This is a genomic window from Alteraquisediminimonas sediminicola (assembly GCF_019740335.1).
GTDB classification, from domain to species: Bacteria; Pseudomonadota; Alphaproteobacteria; order Sphingomonadales; family Sphingomonadaceae; genus Alteraquisediminimonas; species Alteraquisediminimonas sediminicola.
This window is the reverse complement of sequence record NZ_JAHXZS010000006.1, coordinates 127,820-146,159: the sequence shown is the minus strand read 5'-3', so window position 1 is coordinate 146,159 and position 18,340 is coordinate 127,820. Positions and strand designations below refer to the sequence as shown.

The following is an 18,340-nucleotide window of genomic DNA, read 5'->3' as shown; positions in this document are numbered from 1 at the left end:
GAACATTTGATCCTATGGCAAGCTCGGTCCAACCGACCCGCGATGATTTCGCGGCACTTCTTGAAGCATCCCTTGGCGGCAATGACGGCTTTGAAGGCCGCGTCGTCACCGGCACCGTTACAGCAATCGAAAACGACATGGCGATCATCGACGTCGGGCTGAAGTCCGAAGGTCGCGTGGCGCTGCGCGAATTCGCGGCACCGGGCCAGAAGGCTGAAATCGCCGTTGGCGACAAGGTCGACGTCTATGTCGATCGCGTTGAAAACGTTCATGGCGAAGCCATGCTGAGCCGCGACCGTGCGCGTCGCGAAGAAGCTTGGGACAAGCTCGAAGCAGAATTCACCCAGTCTTCGCGCGTCGAAGGCGTCATCTTTGGCCGCGTCAAGGGTGGCTTCACCGTCGATCTGAACGGTGCCGTGGCCTTCTTGCCGGGCAGCCAGGTCGACATCCGTCCGGTGCGCGACGTTACCCCGCTGATGGATATTCCGCAGCCGTTCCAGATCCTGAAGATGGACCGCAAGCGCGGCAACATCGTCGTTTCGCGTCGTGCGATCCTCGAAGAAACCCGCGCTGAACAGCGTTCGGGCCTGATGCTGAACCTGCAGGAAGGCCAGATCATCGAAGGCGTCGTCAAGAACATCACCGATTATGGTGCGTTCGTTGATCTCGGCGGCATCGACGGCCTGCTGCATGTCACCGACCTCAGCTACAAGCGCATCCAGCACCCGAACGAAGTGATCAACATCGGCGATACCGTCCGCGTGCAGATCATCCGCATCAACCGCGACACGCAGCGCATCTCGCTCGGCATGAAGCAGCTTGAAAGCGATCCGTGGGAAGGCGCAGCCGCCAAATATCCGGTCGGCGGCAAGTTCACCGGTCGCGTGACGAACATCACCGAATATGGTGCCTTCGTCGAACTGGAAGCTGGCATCGAAGGTCTTGTCCACGTCTCGGAAATGAGCTGGACCAAGAAGAACGTGCATCCGGGCAAGATCGTTTCGACGAGCCAGGAAGTCGATGTCATCATCCTCGAAGTCGACAGCGAAAAGCGTCGTATCTCGCTTGGCCTCAAGCAAGCCCAGACCAACCCGTGGGAAGGCTTTGCCGCTGCCCATCCGGTCGGCTCGGAAGTCGAAGGCGAAGTCAAGAACGCGACCGAATTCGGTCTGTTCATCGGTCTCGATGGCGATGTGGACGGCATGGTTCACATGTCGGACATCGCATGGGGCGTGTCGGGCGAAGAAGCGCTCAACCTTCATCACAAGGGCGAAATGGTCAAGGCCATCGTCCTCGACATCGACGTCGAGAAGGAACGCATCTCGCTGGGCATCAAGCAGCTCGAACGCGCTGGCGCTTCGACGGCAGTTGCTACCTCGGGTGCAGGCGGCGTCAACAAGAACGAAGTCGTGACCGTGACCGTGCTTGAAGTACGTGACGGCGGCCTTGAAGTGCAGGTCGGCGACGATGGCGTGACCGGCTTCATCAAGCGTTCGGATCTGGGTCGCGATCGCGACGAACAGCGTCCGGAACGCTATCAGGTCGGCCAGAAGTTCGATGCGATGGTGATCGGTTTCGACCGTTCGAAGAAGCCGAACTTCTCGATCAAGGCGATGCAGATCGCCGAAGAAAAGCAGGCTGTGGCCCAGTACGGTTCGTCCGACTCGGGTGCATCGCTCGGCGACATCTTGGGCGAAGCGCTCAAGGCACGCGGCGGCGACAAGAAGTAAGATATGGTGCGGGAGGGCCAACGCCCTCCCGCCCTATCCACAAAAAGGGGCCGTCCGGCAGATGCTGGACGGCCCCTTTTTCATGCCGGCAGGATGCTCCCCCTACCCTGCGCCACCCCTTATTTCAGGGACAGCAGATAATTGGCAACCTCGGTCGCCCGTGCCGGATCGGAGATGCCGACAAATGCCATGCGCGTCCCCGGCACCACAGCCTTGGGATTCTTCAGAAACGCCACAAGCTTGGCCTGGTCCCATTTGAACGGCACGGCCTTCATCGCGGGGGAATAGGCAAAGCCCGGCAAGCTGCCTGCCTTACGCCCACCTACGCCCCACAGATTCGGCCCAACAGTCGAACGCGCGCCCGCCGTTACCTGATGGCAAGCGCTGCAAATGGCGAAAGCAGAGGGCTTGGCCAGCGGTGCAGCCACAGCAATCGACGGTAAGCTGGCCGTCAGCGCCAATAGCCATGACAGGTGGACAGGCTTCATCATTTCACTCCTTTTGGTTATCAAATGCACATCTGGGTCGTGCTGGATCGGTAAACAGATAGGACCTATTCGTCGATTGGACGGATTTGGACAAGATTCTTATCCCTATGTCGCCCAATATAAAGACTTTTCACAGTTAACTGCGTCACTTTCCTATTGAAACTCATACGCAACTTCCGGCATGTAGCGTGATTGTGACGGCAGAGGACTGTATCCTCTCCCATTGGTTCGCGTAATCACTCCGGGGCTGCAACTGTCGTCAGGGATGACGATAGAGATGGCCCGGGTTTCGTTCATCTCGGACTACGGGAGATATTGATGATCCGTTCAGAGCTTGTCGAATTGCTGGTGCGCCAGAATCCTCACCTCCGGGTACAGGAAGCGGACAGAATCGTCGCCACGATCCTCGACTCCATCGTCGACCAATTGGCCAGTGGTGGCCGTGTGGAACTGCGCGGTTTTGGCGCTTTTTCAACGCGTGACCGCGAAGCCCGCGAAGGCCGCAATCCGCGCACGGGTGAAACCGTTGCCGTGGCAGCAAAGCGCGTCCCCCATTTCAAGCCGGGCAAAGAATTGCGCCTGCGCCTGAACGCCTGATACACTTCGACTGGCCGCGCCCGATCTGCACAAGGATCGGGTGTGGCGAGTGATAACTTGCAAAAGCGTCTATTTGATGACTGATGCAACTACTCACATTGCGCCAGAATAGGCCCATGATGGCCATATCGGACTGCGGCTCATGCCCACCGCGACTCGGCGATTTCTATGGCGATTCGCATTTTTTTCGCATCCTTATCACACAGATACGCGTGCCATAATGCCGCGTTAACCATCAGCATTGATGGTTTCGACAATCATTTACATCCATTTTGGCGATACCGGTGATGGTGCTCAGGACCGATTCCCCGGCTTCAAACACAAGGGACATGTGATGATTAACAAGAACTTTTTGAATCTGGTGATGGCAGGTGCCGTCATGGCCACTGCAATCCTTGGTACATCCTCGGCTGCTCAGGCTGCATCTGCCGATGCAACCGCCCGGGCCACAATTCTTCAACCCGTTGCGATTACCAATAATGCGGCACTCGATTTCGGCACGATCGTTCCCAATGGAACGTCCGCGACCGTTTCTGTATCAACGGCAGGGACCCGCAATTGCGGCACGCTTGTCTGCGTTGGCAGCGCTGCCGCTGCAAGTTTCGGCATCGCCGGCACGACCGGCCAGACTGTCGGCATTACAGTTGCGCCAACGGTGACGCTGTCCGATGGCAATGGCAACAATATGGTCGCCACATTGACCGGTAGCGCAACCACCCTCTCGCTTGTATCCGGCGCGAATGCAGTGACCGTAGGTGGCGCACTTGCTGTCAGCGGTTCACAGCTCGCGGGCAATTACTCAGGTACGTTCACTGTTGCTGTGGAATATCAATAATCTTCCCGTCATCACCCGCCGGTGCCATTCGTACGGGCGGGTGATAATATGTCCAAGCCATCTACCCCCTACACGCTGCGACCCCATGGTTAAGGCATTTTAAACCATATCGGATGTATTCCACGCCATAACGGTTTGAGAAAATCGAGTGCAGTATGTGTGGGAGTACATCATGGGAAAGACTTTGTGGCGTACGCAGTCACGCCTCGGCGCCACGCTGATGATCGGCGTTGCGGTATTATCATGCACGTCAGCGCATGCATCGGGCGATCTGCTCGTGGCCCCCACCAGACTGGTGCTGGACAGCAATCGCAGCTCGGAAATAGTCCTCAATAATATCGGCAATGAAACGGCGACCTATCGCGTGTCGCTCGAACTTCGGCGCATGTCCCCGGATGGGCAGCTTGAAGAAGTCACAACACCGAATGATTCAGAACAGGCCGTGCTCGGCATGATTGCCTATGCCCCGCGCCGCGTGACTCTCGCCCCCAATCAACCCCAAGCCATTCGTGTGGGCGTACAGCCGCCCGCAGGTTTGCCAGATGGCGAATATCGCGCACATATGCTGTTCCGCGCGATTCCGTTGGCCCAGGCTGCAACACCAAATTCCGGGCAGAGCAACGGTCTGAGCATCGCGCTCACGCCGATTTATGGCGTATCGATCCCGATCATCGTCCGACGCGGGCAATTGGTCGCCGGGGCCTCAATCGCGAACGTGGCCTTTGGCAAGGACGAAGAGAACAAGCCCGCGATCAATCTTACATTGAATCGCGATGGAAATCGATCAGTCTATGGTGAGCTTCGTGTCACGCCGCACGGGCAGGACAAGCCGATAGCGCAGATTCGTGGCGTCGCCATTTATCCAGAAATCACGTCGCGTCAGGTGACGTTGCCGCTCGCCAATGATGCAGCCGCGACATTTCGTGGGCCAGCGAAAGTGCAATATATCGCTGATGAAGCGAGCGGTGGCGGCGTCATTGCCGAAACAGATGTCGTCCTGAAATAAACCTCAGGTCGCAAACACCAGCAATAAATGGGCCGTCCTCGCACCCTCAAAACGGGCTGGCGCACCCTCTGCCTCGCCATCGCCGCCTTCATGACGTCACCTGCCTCTATGGCCGGTGCAAGCGAGGCCGCATGGCAAGCAAATGATGACGATGCATTATTGTTCGATCTACGGCTGGGGAAATACCGGCTGGGCGATGGCGTACGCGGCTATCAAAAACCGAACGCCGTCTGCGTCAATTTCGACGATATCGTCAGGTCGTTCGATCTCGCCATCAAATTAAGCCCCGACAAGACCAAGGCGCAAGGCTGGGTCTTTGATGAGATGCGTACCCTTGCCATCGAACGCACGGCCCATAACGTCACCTTACAAGGCCGACGACAAGCATTGCCAGGGGATGCGATCATCGACACCCGTGAAGGCTGGTGCGTGGAGACCGTTGAATTGTCGCGCTGGCTCGGCATTCAACTTAATCTGGATCAGGCCAATGCGTTGATACTCGTGCATGCGGATCACATGTTGCCAGTTGAACGCATGTTGGAACGACGCGCCAGAGCGGCCAGCTTCCGTCCCCATATCCAACTGGATGAAAAAAAGCTGCCTCAGGCTGTGCTGCCATACAGGATGTGGCGGACCCCGGCGCTTGATGCGGTCGTCACGCTGAATGGCACGCAAGATCGCAAGCGCGGCGCGCAAGGCAATCGTAGCGTCGAACTTTATGCCTCGGGGGAGATCGCGCGCGCCAGTGTCGATGCGCGTCTATCGACCGATAACCATGCCAAACCCTCATCCCTCCGCCTGCGTGGCTATCGCATGTCCCCGGGCAGCAAATTACTTGGCCCGCTTGGCGCGACCTATCTCGCGGTCGGCGACATCTCATCTTATGGGTCGCCACTCGTCGCACAAGCCATGCCGGGGCGCGGTATCGCCATCACGAATCGCCTACTCGATCAACCTGACATCTTTGATCGTACCTCTTTGCATGGCGAACTGCCGCAAGGTTGGGATGCCGAACTGTATCGCAACGATCAGCTCCTGCAATTCGCCCAACCGCGTAGCGATGGACGATATGAGTTTCTCGACGTTCCACTACTCTATGGGCTGAATAGTCTGGAAGTCGTCAGCTACGGGCCGCAGGGCCAGATCAAACGCGACCGCAAACTCATCAATGTCGGCATGGACAATCCACCACCCGGCAAGCTGCGCTATGCCCTTAGTTTTTCACAAGACAATCATGATCTGGTGACAGTGAAACATCAGGCATTTTATAGCGATCAAGGCTGGCGCGGGTCAGCTGGGCTGGAAATCGGCCTTGGCCTCAGAACCAGCCTCGCCGTACAAGTCCACAGCCTGTTGGTCGAAGACCAGCGGGTCAGCTTTGTCGAAGGCTCAATCCGGCGGGCGCTTGGCCCTGCACTGCTTGAATTATCGGCGGCTGCGCAACGCAATGGCGGCTATGCCGGTCGCGCTCAGTTGGTGGGCGCGTTCGGGCGCAGCTTTGTCGCTGCGGAATCGATCATTTCACATGACATAAAAACCGACCGAATCGAACGCAGCACGACCGGGACGCATAGCATCGCATTGGATCATGCCCTTGCCCTTGGCAGTCAGATCGTGCCGCTGCATCTTGATGCCCGCTACACGACGCGAACAACCGGCATTAATTCACTCGACCTCAGCTCCCGCATCTCCACAAAGTTCAGAGGGTTGATGACAACAGGCGAACTCGGATGGCATGTTGAACGCACCCGATCCGGGCCAAGTCCACCGGAAAGACTGGATGCCGGCTTGCTGCTCTCCGGCAGATATGGGAAAATACGACTGCGCGGCGAGATTCGCTGGCAATTGTCGCCCGGGCCTCGCTTTGAATCCGCCAATATCGCGGCCGATTGGCAAAGCAATGAACGTCAGGGCTGGCGCGTCGGCCTCGGCTATGATCACGGGCTATCGCGCGCGCGCGCTGCCATGGGTTATACGCACCGCTTCAATCGTCTAGCATTGTCGGCAACTGGTGAATTGAGCACGGATCGATCCGTCGCAGCGGGTATCAACCTTGCCTTCAGCCTTGGCCGTAACCCTATAGGACGCGGCCTGCGAATGACCTCGGATAAACAGGCCTCGCTTGGCAGCGTGATCACGCGCGTGTTTCGCGACACCAATAATGATGGTAACTATCAACCCGGCGAGCCATTAGAACCGGGAGCCAAGATTGCGCTCGGGAAGATACCGACCAGCCGGTCGACCGGCACAAATGGCTTGGCAACCATTCATAGCCTCACCCCATTCCAACCGATTTTGATCGGCGTCGAAGGCGCATCCCTCGCAGACCCACATGTACAGCCCAAAGGTCCGGGACTGATAGTGACACCACGCCCCGGCATTGATGCATTGGTCGACATCGCATTGGTCAGCACCGGCGAGGTCGATGGGACGCTGATCCGCGCAGGCGGTGGTCCGCTTGAGGGGGTAGATATTGAACTGGTCACGGCACAAGGACATGTGCAGGCAATTACCCGTAGTGAATATGACGGGTTTTTCCTGTTCGAATCCGTTCCCTATGGCAAATACAGCCTGCGCGTCGCCCCGCTCGCCGCCAGCGCAGCCCGACTTGATCCAGGAAATGTACAGGATGTCGCCGTATCGAATGCGGCCGTATCACTGCATCTGGGCATGGTCGCCATCCAATCGCAGCAGATGACGGCACACACCGCACCTTAATTTGTTTCACGTGAAAAAGTCGCGCGAGACGACTTCCCGCCAAATCGGGGTTAAATGCGCTCCCCGCTCAGGCGCTGACAAATCATGTCGAGTTGATCCAGCGTCGAATAGCTCAGTGTCACGCTACCGCCCTGCCCCTTATGCTCGATCGAGACCTTCAACCCGATAAGATCGCCCAATTGACGCTCAAGCAGGGCAATGTCCGCATCTGCACCCATCACATTGGCAGAAGGCGCTTTGACAACGCGATTATTACCGGGCCGGGACTTGCGCGCCAATTCTTCGGTATCGCGCACAGATAGGCCGCGCGCGATCACCGCCTCGGCCAATGTCACCGGGTCTGGCGTATTGATCAAAGCGCGGGCATGACCCATGGACAGCCGACCCTCGACCAGATGGCCCTGCACAGGGGCTGGCAAATCGAGCAGACGCACAAGATTGGCAATATGGCTGCGGGATTTATGGACCAAACGGCCCAACGCATCCTGACTATGGCCAAAATCACGCATCAGCCGGAGATAGGCCTCCGCTTCTTCAATCACGTTCAGATCTTCGCGCTGGATATTTTCGACCAACGCGATTTCCAGCGTTTCCGCATCGTCGAAATCACGAACGATGACCGGCACCTCATGCAGATGCGCCCGTTGCGCAGCACGCCAACGGCGCTCGCCAGCGACGATCTGATATTTGCCCTTCCATGGCCGCACCACGATCGGCTGAATAACCCCACGCGCCTCAATCGAGAGCGCAAGCTCCCCCAGCGCCGCTTCGTCGAAGTGGCGACGCGGCTGATCCGGATGTGGTGCAAGATCCGCCACCGAAACAAACCGGATACCGGGACTGGGCAAGCCATCAACCGTCGCCGACACCAACGGCTCTTCGCGTTGCGCCTCGCCCATCAACGCGGACAGGCCACGGCCAAGGCCAATCGGACGCTTGCGCGCTGGCTGTGTCAGATCACCGCTCATGCTGCGACCTCCAAGCGTTGAAGACGGGGCATGATTTCTCGCGCAAGATTCATATAAGCCTCTGATCCGCTGCAACGAATATCATAGATCAGCGCCGGCAGACCATGGCTCGGCGCTTCCGAAAGACGGACATTTCGCGGAATGACTGTCTCAAACACCAGATCGCCAAGACAGGCGCGGACATCTTGCGCCACCTGCTCCGACAGGCGATTGCGACGGTCGAACATCGTCAGAGCCACCCCGATAATACCAAGACCGGGATTAAAACGGGCGCGCACCCGCTCAACCGTTTGCAGTAACTGACTCAACCCCTCCAGCGCGAAAAACTCGCATTGCAGCGGCACCAATAAGGATTCCGCTGCAATCAATGCGTTCATTGTCAAAAGCCCGAGCGAGGGTGGACAGTCGATGAGACAGACATCCCAGCGATCTGCTTGTGCTTCCAAGGCCGCCGAGAGCCGATGGACGCGGTTTTCAGCATCCACCAATTCAATCTCGGCACCCGAAAGATCGACGGTGGCAGGCACCAGATCAAGCCGGGGCACGCGGGTCGCCATCACACTTTCTTCAAGCGTGCATTGACCCGTGAGCAATTCATAGCTGCTGTTGTTACGTTCATTGGGCGATATGCCGAGACCGGTCGAGGCATTGCCCTGCGGATCGAGATCGATCAGCAACACCCGCCGCCCGATGGCCGCAAGCGCCGTTGCCAGATTGATGGCCGTCGTCGTCTTGCCGACACCGCCCTTCTGATTTGCTACTGCTATCTTCATCATGGCCGCGTGTTTCCCCTATTTCTGGGACGTACATGCCGGGCCACGATGATCCGGGCGTCGGCACTTGTTACACTGGGAATAATCGTGAAATCACCCTGCCATGAACGCCGCGCCAGTTCCAGTTCATTTATCGCATTCTTCCCCTTTGGAAGGGTCCAAATTGTATCATCCTTGACCACATGCCCCGCCATGCGCCAAAGATCATTCAATGGCGCCACCGCACGCGCGGTAATCACGTCAAAATAGCTATCCTTGGGCAGGTTCTCCACCTTCCCACATAAGGCTGTCGCATGGTCGAGTTGCAGTTGGTCGATCACCCGCAGCAGAAAATCCACCCGCAACCGGCGCGGCTCAATCATCGTCACCGGACAACCGAAAATAGCGAGGACAATCCCCGGCAACCCGGCGCCGCTACCAATATCAAGCCAATGCACCCCCGGTTTCGGATGGCCAACCGCCGCGATCAATTGCGCGGAATCAAGGATATGGCGCGTCCAGAAATCGGGGATGGTGGATGCTGAGATGAGATTTTGCTGCGCTGTCTCCTCAATCAACATCTTGCCATAGATACGCAATTTGTCGATTGTTTCACGTGAAACGGCCCCCAAGGCCTCCAACTGAACCCGCACCTCATCTGGCAGCAGAGGCAGCGCCGGCACCATATTCATACTGATATACCCTTACGAACGACGGCGAGAATGGCCGCTAATGCAGCCGGGGTAATGCCCCGCATCTGCCCCGCATCCGCCAATGTCGCCGGACGCGCCGCCTCCAATTTCTCTACCATTTCATTGCTCAACCCGGCAATTTGGCGATAGTTCACCCAATCCGGAATAAGCCGCTGCCGGTCCGCCGCCAATTGGGCAAGCTCGACATCCTGCCGCTCGACATAAGGGGCATAACGACCGTCCTCAATCAGCTCATCCAGCAGGTCTGGTCCAGCACGCGTATACGCATCGGTATCGAGCGTGCCTTCCAAGCCGCGAATGACATGCGCATCGATGCCAGGAAAGCGGAGCCATTCCCAAAGGCTGCGTTTGACCCCATCATTTGGACCACTGCTCTGCCAACCCGCCGCAACCAAGTGGCGATCTGGAAGCACGGCATCCATGGCCTTTCGGGCAATATCCCGAAGTTCAGCACGTGCAGCGAAGAACGCATGCGCGTCAGTATCTAATAGCCCCGCGGCAGCCGCCATTGGTCCAAGTCGCGTCCAGGCATTATCCGATCGAAGCCGCAGCCGATATTCTGCACGCGCAGTCAGCATCCGATAAGGCTCTGTCACCCCATGCAGGGTCAGGTCATCAATCATCACCCCGATATAGCTATCGGCGCGATCAAATTCGACCGCCGCCCGACCCAATGCATGGGCCGCTGCATTTGCACCTGCGACGAGTCCTTGCGCCGCCGCTTCCTCATAGCCGGTCGTGCCATTAATCTGACCGGCGAGGAAAAGCCCATTGAGTCCGCGATAGCCAAGCCTGCGATTCAGTTGGCGCGGATCGATATAATCATATTCAACAGCATAGCCGGGCTGATCGATCCGGACATTGGACAGCCCTGGCAAGGTCCGGATAAACTGGTCCTGCACCGCGACCGGTAATGATGTGCTGATCCCATTGGGATAGATCCGCCAATCATCGAGACCTTCCGGCTCAAGGAAGATCTGATGGCCGTCCCGATCGCCAAAGCGGAAAATCTTGTCTTCAATCGACGGGCAATAACGCGGACCACGCCCCTCGATCGCCCCTGAAAACAGCGGCGACTTATCAAGATTGTCGCGAATGATCTGATGGGTCTCTGCCGTCGTGCGCGTCACCGCGCAGAATAATTGCGGCAATATCCGTTGTGGCGTGCGCGCCGACATCGTCCAAGGGTCGACATCCGATTCCTGACGCGGCAGCATCGCCCAATCAATCGTCCGCCCATCCAGCCTTGGCGGCGTCCCCGTCTTCAATCGGCCCAGTGGCATGGCCAATGCTTCAAGTTGCAGCCCCAGTTGATTCGCCGCGCGCTCATGAATGCGTCCACCGACCACCACATCCAAACCAAAATGCAGCCGCGCGCGCAGGAAAGTCCCCGCCGCCAGCACCACAGACTGCGACCGCAACGCCACACCATCGGACAGCTTCAAGCCAAGCACTGTGCCACAATCCGGAGACAGGATGAGATTGGCCCCTTCACCCTCAATGATAGTCAGACCTTCAGTGCCATTGACGATGGCCTGGACCGCCGCGCGAAACAGGCGTCGGTCGGCCTGCACCCGCGGCCCCTGCACCGCCCGGCCCTTGGACCGATTCAGCATCCGGTAATGAATGGCACCAGCATCCGCCGCGCGCGCGATCACGCCACCACAGGCATCGACCTCGCGCACAAGATGGCCCTTGCCTAATCCACCAATGGCTGGGTTGCACGACATGGCACCAATGCCATTTTTATCCATGGTGACAAGTGCTGTGCGCGCACCCATGCGGGCGGCGGCTGTCGCGGCCTCCACGCCGGCATGGCCGCCGCCGACGACGATCACATCAAACTGGCTCTCTTGCATGGCTTTGGGCCTATCCGGTCCTGCCTCACCTGTCAAAATGTTCCACGTGAAACGGACCGAAGGCGATTATTTGCCGATGCAGAATTGTCCGAATAGCGCGCCCAACATATCCTCCACCCCACTGCGCCCGGTCAATGAATCGAATGCCTGACGGGCAATCCGACATTGCTCGGCCAACAGCAACAGGTCTTGATGGTGATGATCCTCCAGCGCCTCGGCAATCAGCACCAACCAATGGCGCTGGCGGCGATTCACTGCGAGTTGATCTTCCGCTGGCACCACTTGGCGCACCCGTTCCAGCAGAAGCGCGCGGAACACATCCATGCCCTCACCCGTACGCGGCGATATGGCAACATCGGCGACCTCTGGCTTGATCGCCCGACCCGGCGTATCCGCCCGTGAATGCACGATCATGCATTGCGGATGATCCGGCCTGTCTTCCGGGTCACCCAACCACAACACAATATCGGCGGCTGCAATCTGATCCTGTGCGCGGGCGATGCCCTGCTGCTCGACCCGTCCTGCCGCCTCACGCAGTCCGGCGGTGTCGGTCAGGATCAATGCATAGCCGCCCAGATCAACCGGCACTTCAATCACATCCCGCGTCGTGCCTGCCTCATCATCGACAATTGCAGCCTCGCGGCCAATCAAGGCATTGAGCAATGTCGACTTGCCCGCATTCGGCGGCCCCCCCAGTACGACCCTCACCCCATCGGCCAAGGGTTCTGCGGGTGGCGCGGAGAGCAGATCGCGAATGGAGGTGGAAATTCCCATCATCCCGGCGCGCACCGCGACATGCAGATCCCGATCCGCATCACCGACATCGTCTTCATCCGAGAAATCGAGCGCGGCTTCAATCCGGGCTGAGAGACGCAACAATTCTCCTTCCCATTCGCGCACCTTGCGGCCAAGCCCACCCTCGGCCCGGAGCAACGCACTCTTGCGCTGTCGTTCGGTGCGAGCGCGGAGCAAGTCGCCCAAGCCCTCCGCCGCATCCAAATCCATCCGGCCATTTTCTAACGCCCGTCGCGTGAACTCCCCCGGTTCGGCCAAGCGCAGTCCGGGACGGCGACCGAGCATCGCCAGCACAGCCTCCACCACGGCAACAGAGCCATGCAGATGCAATTCCGCCAGATCCTCACCCGTCGCATTATGCGGTCCGGGGAACCACAGGCTCAACCCATGGTCGAGCAACATCTGATTATCCGGATCGTGAAAACGGCCATAATGCGCCATGCGCGGCACATGATGATAATCGGTAACGGCGGTCAGGACGTCCGCCGCCTGTGGCCCGCTGATACGAATAATGGCAATCCCCGCCGGGGGATTGCCAGAAGAGAGTGCAAATATAGTCGAATAAGCAGATGTCGGCATCGTCACTTGTCGGATTTGCCCTTGCCGCTCATCAAATTGGTCCAGCCCGACATCATCTGGTCGCCCATCGGACCCCAGCTCTTCACCATATTCATCAAACCCTCGGTCGTGCCCATTTCATCAATGGAGCGCTTCATCTTGTCGAGATAGATATCGTGCAGCGGTTGAAGATCAGGCAGCCCCATGAAACGACGCGCCTCTTCCGGCGTGCATTCGACATTGATCGTAATATTCATGGCTGCTGTTCTCCTCGCCATTAACTGATAGACTGATGTTATCGACTTTGATGAGGCAGGTCTATGGATAGGCGATTAGAGCAAAGGTCATCATCCGGGCATTGGCAATCGCCGATCGGGATGATTCATATCTCGGCGAATGACGATTGGCTGGTATCGCTCTCGATTATCAGCAATGCATCTGCGCGCACGTCCGATCAGCACACCAGCAATAGGCTTGTCGATGAAACGATAAGACAATTTGACCAATATTTTACGGGTCAAAGACAGGTTTTCAAGCTCCCGGTTGCACCTGTGAAAACGCTGCGTGGGCAGGTGATGCGAGATGCAATCGCCAGCATTTCTTACGGTGACACCGCCAGCTATGGCCAATTGGCCCGCCAATTCGATTCCGGTCCAAGAGCTATTGGTTCGGCCTGTCGCCGTAACCCCTTTCCCATCATCATTCCTTGTCATCGGGTGATTGCCGCCAATGGCGTGATCGGGCATTATTCCGCAGGGGAAGGTGCCAACACCAAGAAATGGCTTCTTCATTTCGAATCAACACAACGAGAACGGACAATGCGATGACCAAGATTGCCACCTTCGATCATAGCGCCAGCTTCAACGCCTATGTCGCCAAGCCTGCCGGGACACCCAAGGCTGCGATTATCGTGATTCAGGAAATCTTTGGCGTAAACGCGGGCATCCGTCAGAAATGCGACAATTGGGCCAAGCTCGGCTATCTCGCGGTTGCCCCGGACCTGTTCTGGCGGATCAAGCCCGGCATCGAATTGGATGCAGATATAGAGGCGGAACTGCAGGAAGCCTTCGGCTATTTCGGTGTCTATGATGCCAATGACGGCGTGCAGGATATCGAAGCGACCATTCGCGCAATTCGAGCCGGGATTGATGGCCTTGCCCCGGTCGCCAAGGTCGGATGCGTGGGCTATTGCCTCGGCGGAAAGCTCGCATACATGACCGCCGCCCGGACGGATATCGATGCCTCTGTCGGCTATTATGGCGTGATGATCGATCAGATGCTGAACGAGTCCCACGCTATTGCCCATCCGCTAATGCTGCACATCCCCACCGCCGATGGCTTTGTCCCGGTTGAAGCACAGGCCACCATGCATGCCGGGCTGGATGATCATCCAAAAGTCGTCTTGCACGACTATGCCGGGCTGGATCACGGTTTTGCGGCAGAAATGGGCAATCGTCGCCATGAAGAAGGCGCCCAATTGGCGGATGCCCGCACCCGAGACTTTTTTGCGCAGCATCTGGCCTGATTCAATTAGGTCTTAGACGCGCACTCGACACAAAAGAAAAGGGGCCCCGATTGGGACCCCTTTTTTATGTAAGAATAAGGTGGTTCAGATCAACAGCATCACATGCGGCTGCACTTCGTGAAACCCTTCCCAGATCATCTTGCCAGCGACATAGACGATCACGGCAAGGCCAACCCACGCAATCCAGCGATAACGCTCGATACATTGGGCGATCATATTTGCGGCCAAGCCCATTAGCGCAACGGAAAGCACAAGGCCGATCATCAAAATACCGGGATGTTCGCGGGCTGCACCCGCAACCGCCAGCACATTATCAAGGCTCATGGATACGTCGGCCACTGCCACCGCCCAAGCCGCCGCAGCAAAGCTCTTCGCCGCAGAGATACCGCTATGCTCATCCCCCTGAATTTCAGGCGAACCGGGCGATTCCGAGCTATGATGCAGGTCGCGATACATTTTCCATGCGACCCACAACAACAAGATGCCGCCTGCCAGCACCAGACCGACAATGCCCAGCAGCCAGCTCACCATCAAGGCAAACACAATACGCAGCACCAGCGCGGCCATGATGCCGATCAGAATGACTTTCTTGCGCTGTGCAACAGGCAGACCCGCCGCAAGCGCGCCGACAACAATCGCATTATCGCCTGCAAGGGTAATGTCGATCAGCAATACCTGCATGAATGCAGAAAACGCGGTAGGGCTACTAATATTGGAGAAATCGGTGACGATATGACTCCAGATTTCCGCTGGTGAACCAAGGCCCGGTACGGCCTGACCCGCCACTGCAAAAAGTTCGAATATCATCGATCTATCCTATTGATTCATCGAGTCGAAGAAATCTTCGTTGGTCTTCGAATCCTTCATCTTGTCGAGCAGGAATTCCATCGCATCGATCGTGCCCATCTGCATCAGAATACGACGCAAGACCCACATTTTCGACAGCTTGGCCTTGTCGACCAGCAGTTCTTCCTTACGGGTGCCGGACTTGCCGACATCCAGCGCCGGGAAGATGCGCTTGTCTGCAACCTTGCGATCAAGCACGATTTCCGAGTTGCCGGTGCCCTTGAATTCTTCAAAGATCACTTCATCCATGCGGCTGCCGGTATCGATCAGCGCAGTGGCGATGATGGAGAGTGAACCACCCTCTTCAATATTGCGCGCTGCACCGAAGAAGCGCTTTGGCCGCTGTAGTGCATTGGCATCAACACCGCCGGTCAACACCTTGCCCGATGATGGCACCACGGTGTTGTACGCACGGCCCAGACGGGTGATGGAATCGAGCAGGATCACCACATCCTTTTTATGCTCGACCAGACGCTTAGCCTTTTCAATCACCATTTCAGCGACCTGCACGTGGCGCGATGCCGGTTCGTCGAAGGTCGAGGAAATCACCTCGCCCTTGACCGAACGCTGCATGTCGGTGACTTCTTCCGGACGTTCATCGATCAACAACACGATCAAGAACACTTCCGGGTGATTGTCGGTGATCGCCTTGGCGATATTCTGCAACAAGACCGTCTTACCAACGCGCGGCGGCGCCACGATCAGGGCACGCTGGCCCTTGCCCTGCGGGCTGACCAGATCGATCACCCGGGCTGATTTATCTTTAACCGTTGGATCAAGCGTATCGAGATTAAGCTTCTCGTCCGGATAGAGCGGCGTCAGATTGTCGAAATTGACGCGATGGCGCACAACGTCCGGATCATCGAAATTGACGCTGGTGAGGCGCGTAAGGGCAAAATAGCGCTCGCCATCCTTCGGACCCCGAATTTCGCCTTCAACCGTATCGCCGGTGCGCAGACCATATTTGCGAACCTGATTGGGCGAGACATAAATATCATCCGGTCCGGCAAGATAATTGGCTTCGGGCGAACGCAGAAAGCCAAAGCCATCCTGCAACACTTCAATCGTCCCGATCCCCATGATCTGCGTACCATTTTCGGCCTCAACCTTGAGAATGGCGAACATCAGATCCTGCTTACGCATGGTCGATGCGCCTTCGACGCCCAGTTCCTCGGCCATGGAAACCAGTTCGGCGGGAGTCTTTTTCTTCAAGTCTTGCAGATGCATGGGGTTACCCGGAATATAAATTGATTGTTCGGAAATGAGGTTATTGAAGCAAACGCCAAAACAGCTTTGATGATGTGCTATCCCTTACGGGATCGTCTTCAAAGGAGTGGCTTCAACAGACAGGAGCGGCAGGACGCCGCTCTGAACTTGGCTCGTCCTATGACGCTACCAGAATCAAGTCAAGAGTATCGCGCTGATAGAATCCGCCAAGGCAGATATCTAGAACGGACGGACAATCACCAGAATGACCGCCAACGCAATGACAATACCGGGAATTTCATTGAGCAAGCGCAACCGCCGTTCCGTCACCGGACGTTGCCCGGCGATGAATTGCTTACGTAATTTCGATAACCAGCCATGAAAGCCACTGAAGGCCAGAATGAGAATGACTTTGGCATAGAGCCAGCCCCCTTCCCATCCCAGATTAAACGCCAGCATCAGCCCGAAAATCCAGGCAATAATCATCGCCGGATTGACGATGATGCACAACAACCGGCGTTCGCGCTCAATCCAGAGCTTATCTTCGGGCGATCCCGGTATTACCGCATGATGATAGACAAAATAACGCGGCAGCATGAACATGCCGGCCATCCAGAAAATGACGAAAATGACATGGGCAGATTTCACCCACAGATAGGCATTTCCCAAATATCCGGCATAATCAGCCATTAGCGACCCGTCCTGACCAGTTTCACCAGCTCTTCGACATGGGCAATCGGCGTATCTTGTTGGATGCCGTGACCGAGATTGAAAATATGCGGTCGATCGGCAAAGGCCAAGCGGATATTTTCAACGGCCCCGCGCAATGCCTCGCCACCGGCAATCAGCGCGAGCGGGTCGAGATTACCCTGCACCGGCAAACCCGGCGGCAAAATCTTGTCCGCCCATTTGGGATCAACGGTTTCATCCAGCCCCAATGCATCGACATTCGTACCCGCCGCATAAGCCGCGAGCTTGCCGCCTGCACCCTTTGGAAAGCCAATAATCGGCGTTCTCGGATGGCGCGCGCGCAATTGATCGACAATCGCCCGGTTCGGCGCAATCACCCATTGTTCGAACTGCGCAGGTGAAAGACTTCCCGCCCAGCTATCGAACAACTGGATCGCATCGACGCCTGCCACAATCTGCCCATCGAGATAATCGACGGTCATTGCCACAATCGCATCGATCAAATGCTGGAATGCTTGCGGGTCACGATAGGCCAAGCGTCGTGCCGGGGCTTGTTCCTTGCTGCCCTGACCCGCAACCATATAGGTCGCAATCGTCCAGGGACTGCCCGCAAAGCCAAGAAACGTCTTTTCGGGGGCCAATGCGGCCTTGACCAACCGGATCGTCTCATAGACCGGGTCCAGCCGCCCTGGCACCGGCACAAGGCTATCCAGCGTCGCATCGATCATCGTCGGGGCAAGACGAGGACCTTCGCCCTCTTCAAACCACAAACGCTGGCCCATGGCATAAGGGATCACCAGAATGTCGGAAAACAGGATCGCGCCATCGAAATCAAAGCGCTTGATCGGCTGCAACGTTACTTCGGCGGCCGATGGGCTGTCTTCCACCAATTCGAGGAACCCGCCTTTTTCCGCGCGCAACGCACGATATTCCGGCAAATAGCGTCCAGCCTGTCGCATCAGCCACATCGGCGGGATATCTTGCTTTTTTCCACGCAAGACGGCGAGCAACGGTTTTTCGACTGACATCTATGAATCCAAGTAAGAGAATTTAA

At 57.2% G+C, this 18,340-nt stretch carries 18 protein-coding genes; 7 read left to right on the top strand and 11 right to left on the bottom strand.

The features are described 5' to 3' along the window. Positions 1 to 14 precede the first annotated feature (14 nt). Positions 15 to 1,730 (top strand): 30S ribosomal protein S1, encoded by a 1,716-nt coding sequence (gene rpsA, locus K6117_RS12170; RefSeq protein WP_221795419.1) that lies wholly within the window; start codon positions 15 to 17, stop codon positions 1,728 to 1,730. A gap of 119 nt (positions 1,731 to 1,849) precedes the next feature. Here the strand turns inward: rpsA and K6117_RS12165 are convergent, their stop codons facing one another. Further along, positions 1,850 to 2,221 (bottom strand): c-type cytochrome, encoded by a 372-nt coding sequence (locus K6117_RS12165; protein ID WP_221795416.1) that lies wholly within the window; start codon positions 2,219 to 2,221, stop codon positions 1,850 to 1,852. A 315-nt stretch (positions 2,222 to 2,536) separates the two neighbouring features. Between K6117_RS12165 and K6117_RS12160 the strand changes: the two genes are divergently transcribed. The 4 genes from K6117_RS12160 to K6117_RS12145 all read left to right on the top strand — a co-directional run bounded on the left by K6117_RS12160 (position 2,537) and on the right by K6117_RS12145 (position 7,374). Beyond that, positions 2,537 to 2,815, top strand: a complete 279-nt coding sequence (locus tag K6117_RS12160; protein WP_221795412.1) for an integration host factor subunit beta — start codon at positions 2,537 to 2,539, stop codon at positions 2,813 to 2,815. 334 nt (positions 2,816 to 3,149) lie between these two features. Then, positions 3,150 to 3,650, top strand: a complete 501-nt coding sequence (locus K6117_RS12155) for a DUF4402 domain-containing protein (protein ID WP_221795409.1) — start codon at positions 3,150 to 3,152, stop codon at positions 3,648 to 3,650. Between the two features lie 172 nt (positions 3,651 to 3,822). Further along, positions 3,823 to 4,656, top strand: a complete 834-nt coding sequence (locus tag K6117_RS12150; protein WP_246605070.1) for a fimbrial biogenesis chaperone — start codon at positions 3,823 to 3,825, stop codon at positions 4,654 to 4,656. Positions 4,657 to 4,683: 27 nt separating this feature from the next. After that, positions 4,684 to 7,374 carry an MSCRAMM family protein gene (locus K6117_RS12145; protein ID WP_221795405.1) on the top strand — a complete coding sequence of 897 codons (2,691 nt, stop codon included), beginning with the start codon at positions 4,684 to 4,686 and terminating at the stop codon, positions 7,372 to 7,374. Between the two features lie 50 nt (positions 7,375 to 7,424). Here K6117_RS12145 and K6117_RS12140 read toward each other — a convergent pair whose 3' ends face one another. The 6 genes from K6117_RS12140 to K6117_RS12115 all read right to left on the bottom strand — a co-directional run bounded on the left by K6117_RS12140 (position 7,425) and on the right by K6117_RS12115 (position 13,276). After that, complete coding sequence (locus K6117_RS12140; protein ID WP_221795401.1) at positions 7,425 to 8,342, bottom strand: ParB/RepB/Spo0J family partition protein; 918 nt, start codon at positions 8,340 to 8,342, stop codon at positions 7,425 to 7,427. Beyond that, entirely contained in the window at positions 8,339 to 9,118 is a 780-nt protein-coding gene (locus tag K6117_RS12135; protein ID WP_221795398.1) for a ParA family protein, read from the bottom strand. Before K6117_RS12135 ends, K6117_RS12140 begins: the two co-directional genes overlap by 4 nt. After that, a complete protein-coding gene (gene rsmG / locus K6117_RS12130; protein WP_246605069.1) occupies positions 9,115 to 9,786 on the bottom strand; it encodes a 16S rRNA (guanine(527)-N(7))-methyltransferase RsmG in 672 nt (223 codons plus the stop codon). Before rsmG ends, K6117_RS12135 begins: the two co-directional genes overlap by 4 nt. After that, entirely contained in the window at positions 9,783 to 11,666 is a 1,884-nt protein-coding gene (mnmG, locus tag K6117_RS12125) for a tRNA uridine-5-carboxymethylaminomethyl(34) synthesis enzyme MnmG (RefSeq protein WP_221795395.1), read from the bottom strand. Before mnmG ends, rsmG begins: the two co-directional genes overlap by 4 nt. 66 nt (positions 11,667 to 11,732) lie before the next feature. Next, positions 11,733 to 13,040: a tRNA uridine-5-carboxymethylaminomethyl(34) synthesis GTPase MnmE gene (gene mnmE, locus K6117_RS12120; RefSeq protein ID WP_221795392.1), complete on the bottom strand. Its 1,308-nt coding sequence runs from the start codon at positions 13,038 to 13,040 to the stop codon at positions 11,733 to 11,735. Between the two features lie 2 nt (positions 13,041 to 13,042). Next, complete coding sequence (locus tag K6117_RS12115; RefSeq protein WP_221795388.1) at positions 13,043 to 13,276, bottom strand: DUF6489 family protein; 234 nt, start codon at positions 13,274 to 13,276, stop codon at positions 13,043 to 13,045. Positions 13,277 to 13,339: 63 nt separating this feature from the next. On the opposite strand from K6117_RS12115, the gene K6117_RS12110 reads away from it, so the two are divergent. Continuing rightward, on the top strand, positions 13,340 to 13,846 hold the full coding sequence (locus K6117_RS12110; RefSeq protein WP_221795385.1) for a methylated-DNA--[protein]-cysteine S-methyltransferase: 507 nt from the start codon (positions 13,340 to 13,342) through the stop codon (positions 13,844 to 13,846). Beyond that, a complete protein-coding gene (locus K6117_RS12105) occupies positions 13,843 to 14,544 on the top strand; it encodes a dienelactone hydrolase family protein (protein WP_221795382.1) in 702 nt (233 codons plus the stop codon). The genes K6117_RS12110 and K6117_RS12105 overlap by 4 nt, the downstream gene beginning before the upstream one ends. 84 nt (positions 14,545 to 14,628) lie before the next feature. Here the strand turns inward: K6117_RS12105 and K6117_RS12100 are convergent, their stop codons facing one another. The 4 genes from K6117_RS12100 to hemE all read right to left on the bottom strand — a co-directional run bounded on the left by K6117_RS12100 (position 14,629) and on the right by hemE (position 18,314). After that, on the bottom strand, positions 14,629 to 15,351 hold the full coding sequence (locus K6117_RS12100; protein ID WP_221795378.1) for a YjbE family putative metal transport protein: 723 nt from the start codon (positions 15,349 to 15,351) through the stop codon (positions 14,629 to 14,631). Between the two features lie 9 nt (positions 15,352 to 15,360). Then, complete coding sequence (gene rho / locus K6117_RS12095; RefSeq protein WP_221795374.1) at positions 15,361 to 16,617, bottom strand: transcription termination factor Rho; 1,257 nt, start codon at positions 16,615 to 16,617, stop codon at positions 15,361 to 15,363. A gap of 219 nt (positions 16,618 to 16,836) precedes the next feature. Continuing rightward, positions 16,837 to 17,286, bottom strand: coding sequence for a CopD family protein (locus K6117_RS12090; RefSeq protein ID WP_221795369.1), 450 nt, complete (start codon positions 17,284 to 17,286; stop codon positions 16,837 to 16,839). Then, positions 17,286 to 18,314: a uroporphyrinogen decarboxylase gene (hemE, locus tag K6117_RS12085; RefSeq protein ID WP_221795365.1), complete on the bottom strand. Its 1,029-nt coding sequence runs from the start codon at positions 18,312 to 18,314 to the stop codon at positions 17,286 to 17,288. The genes K6117_RS12090 and hemE overlap by 1 nt, the downstream gene beginning before the upstream one ends. Positions 18,315 to 18,340: the final 26 nt, after the last annotated feature.

What these genes read in the sequence shown, in the direction of transcription:
- rpsA (WP_221795419.1), top strand. Translation starts at nt 15, where the DNA reads ATGGCAAGCTCGGTCCAACCGACCCGCGATGATTTCGCGGCACTTCTT.
- K6117_RS12165 (WP_221795416.1), bottom strand. Translation starts at nt 2,221, where the DNA reads ATGATGAAGCCTGTCCACCTGTCATGGCTATTGGCGCTGACGGCCAGC.
- K6117_RS12160 (WP_221795412.1), top strand. Translation starts at nt 2,537, where the DNA reads ATGATCCGTTCAGAGCTTGTCGAATTGCTGGTGCGCCAGAATCCTCAC.
- K6117_RS12155 (WP_221795409.1), top strand. Translation starts at nt 3,150, where the DNA reads ATGATTAACAAGAACTTTTTGAATCTGGTGATGGCAGGTGCCGTCATG.
- K6117_RS12150 (WP_246605070.1), top strand. Translation starts at nt 3,823, where the DNA reads ATGGGAAAGACTTTGTGGCGTACGCAGTCACGCCTCGGCGCCACGCTG.
- K6117_RS12145 (WP_221795405.1), top strand. Translation starts at nt 4,684, where the DNA reads ATGGGCCGTCCTCGCACCCTCAAAACGGGCTGGCGCACCCTCTGCCTC.
- K6117_RS12140 (WP_221795401.1), bottom strand. Translation starts at nt 8,342, where the DNA reads ATGAGCGGTGATCTGACACAGCCAGCGCGCAAGCGTCCGATTGGCCTT.
- K6117_RS12135 (WP_221795398.1), bottom strand. Translation starts at nt 9,118, where the DNA reads ATGATGAAGATAGCAGTAGCAAATCAGAAGGGCGGTGTCGGCAAGACG.
- rsmG (WP_246605069.1), bottom strand. Translation starts at nt 9,786, where the DNA reads ATGAATATGGTGCCGGCGCTGCCTCTGCTGCCAGATGAGGTGCGGGTT.
- mnmG (WP_221795395.1), bottom strand. Translation starts at nt 11,666, where the DNA reads ATGCAAGAGAGCCAGTTTGATGTGATCGTCGTCGGCGGCGGCCATGCC.
- mnmE (WP_221795392.1), bottom strand. Translation starts at nt 13,040, where the DNA reads ATGCCGACATCTGCTTATTCGACTATATTTGCACTCTCTTCTGGCAAT.
- K6117_RS12115 (WP_221795388.1), bottom strand. Translation starts at nt 13,276, where the DNA reads ATGAATATTACGATCAATGTCGAATGCACGCCGGAAGAGGCGCGTCGT.
- K6117_RS12110 (WP_221795385.1), top strand. Translation starts at nt 13,340, where the DNA reads ATGGATAGGCGATTAGAGCAAAGGTCATCATCCGGGCATTGGCAATCG.
- K6117_RS12105 (WP_221795382.1), top strand. Translation starts at nt 13,843, where the DNA reads ATGACCAAGATTGCCACCTTCGATCATAGCGCCAGCTTCAACGCCTAT.
- K6117_RS12100 (WP_221795378.1), bottom strand. Translation starts at nt 15,351, where the DNA reads ATGATATTCGAACTTTTTGCAGTGGCGGGTCAGGCCGTACCGGGCCTT.
- rho (WP_221795374.1), bottom strand. Translation starts at nt 16,617, where the DNA reads ATGCATCTGCAAGACTTGAAGAAAAAGACTCCCGCCGAACTGGTTTCC.
- K6117_RS12090 (WP_221795369.1), bottom strand. Translation starts at nt 17,286, where the DNA reads ATGGCTGATTATGCCGGATATTTGGGAAATGCCTATCTGTGGGTGAAA.
- hemE (WP_221795365.1), bottom strand. Translation starts at nt 18,314, where the DNA reads ATGTCAGTCGAAAAACCGTTGCTCGCCGTCTTGCGTGGAAAAAAGCAA.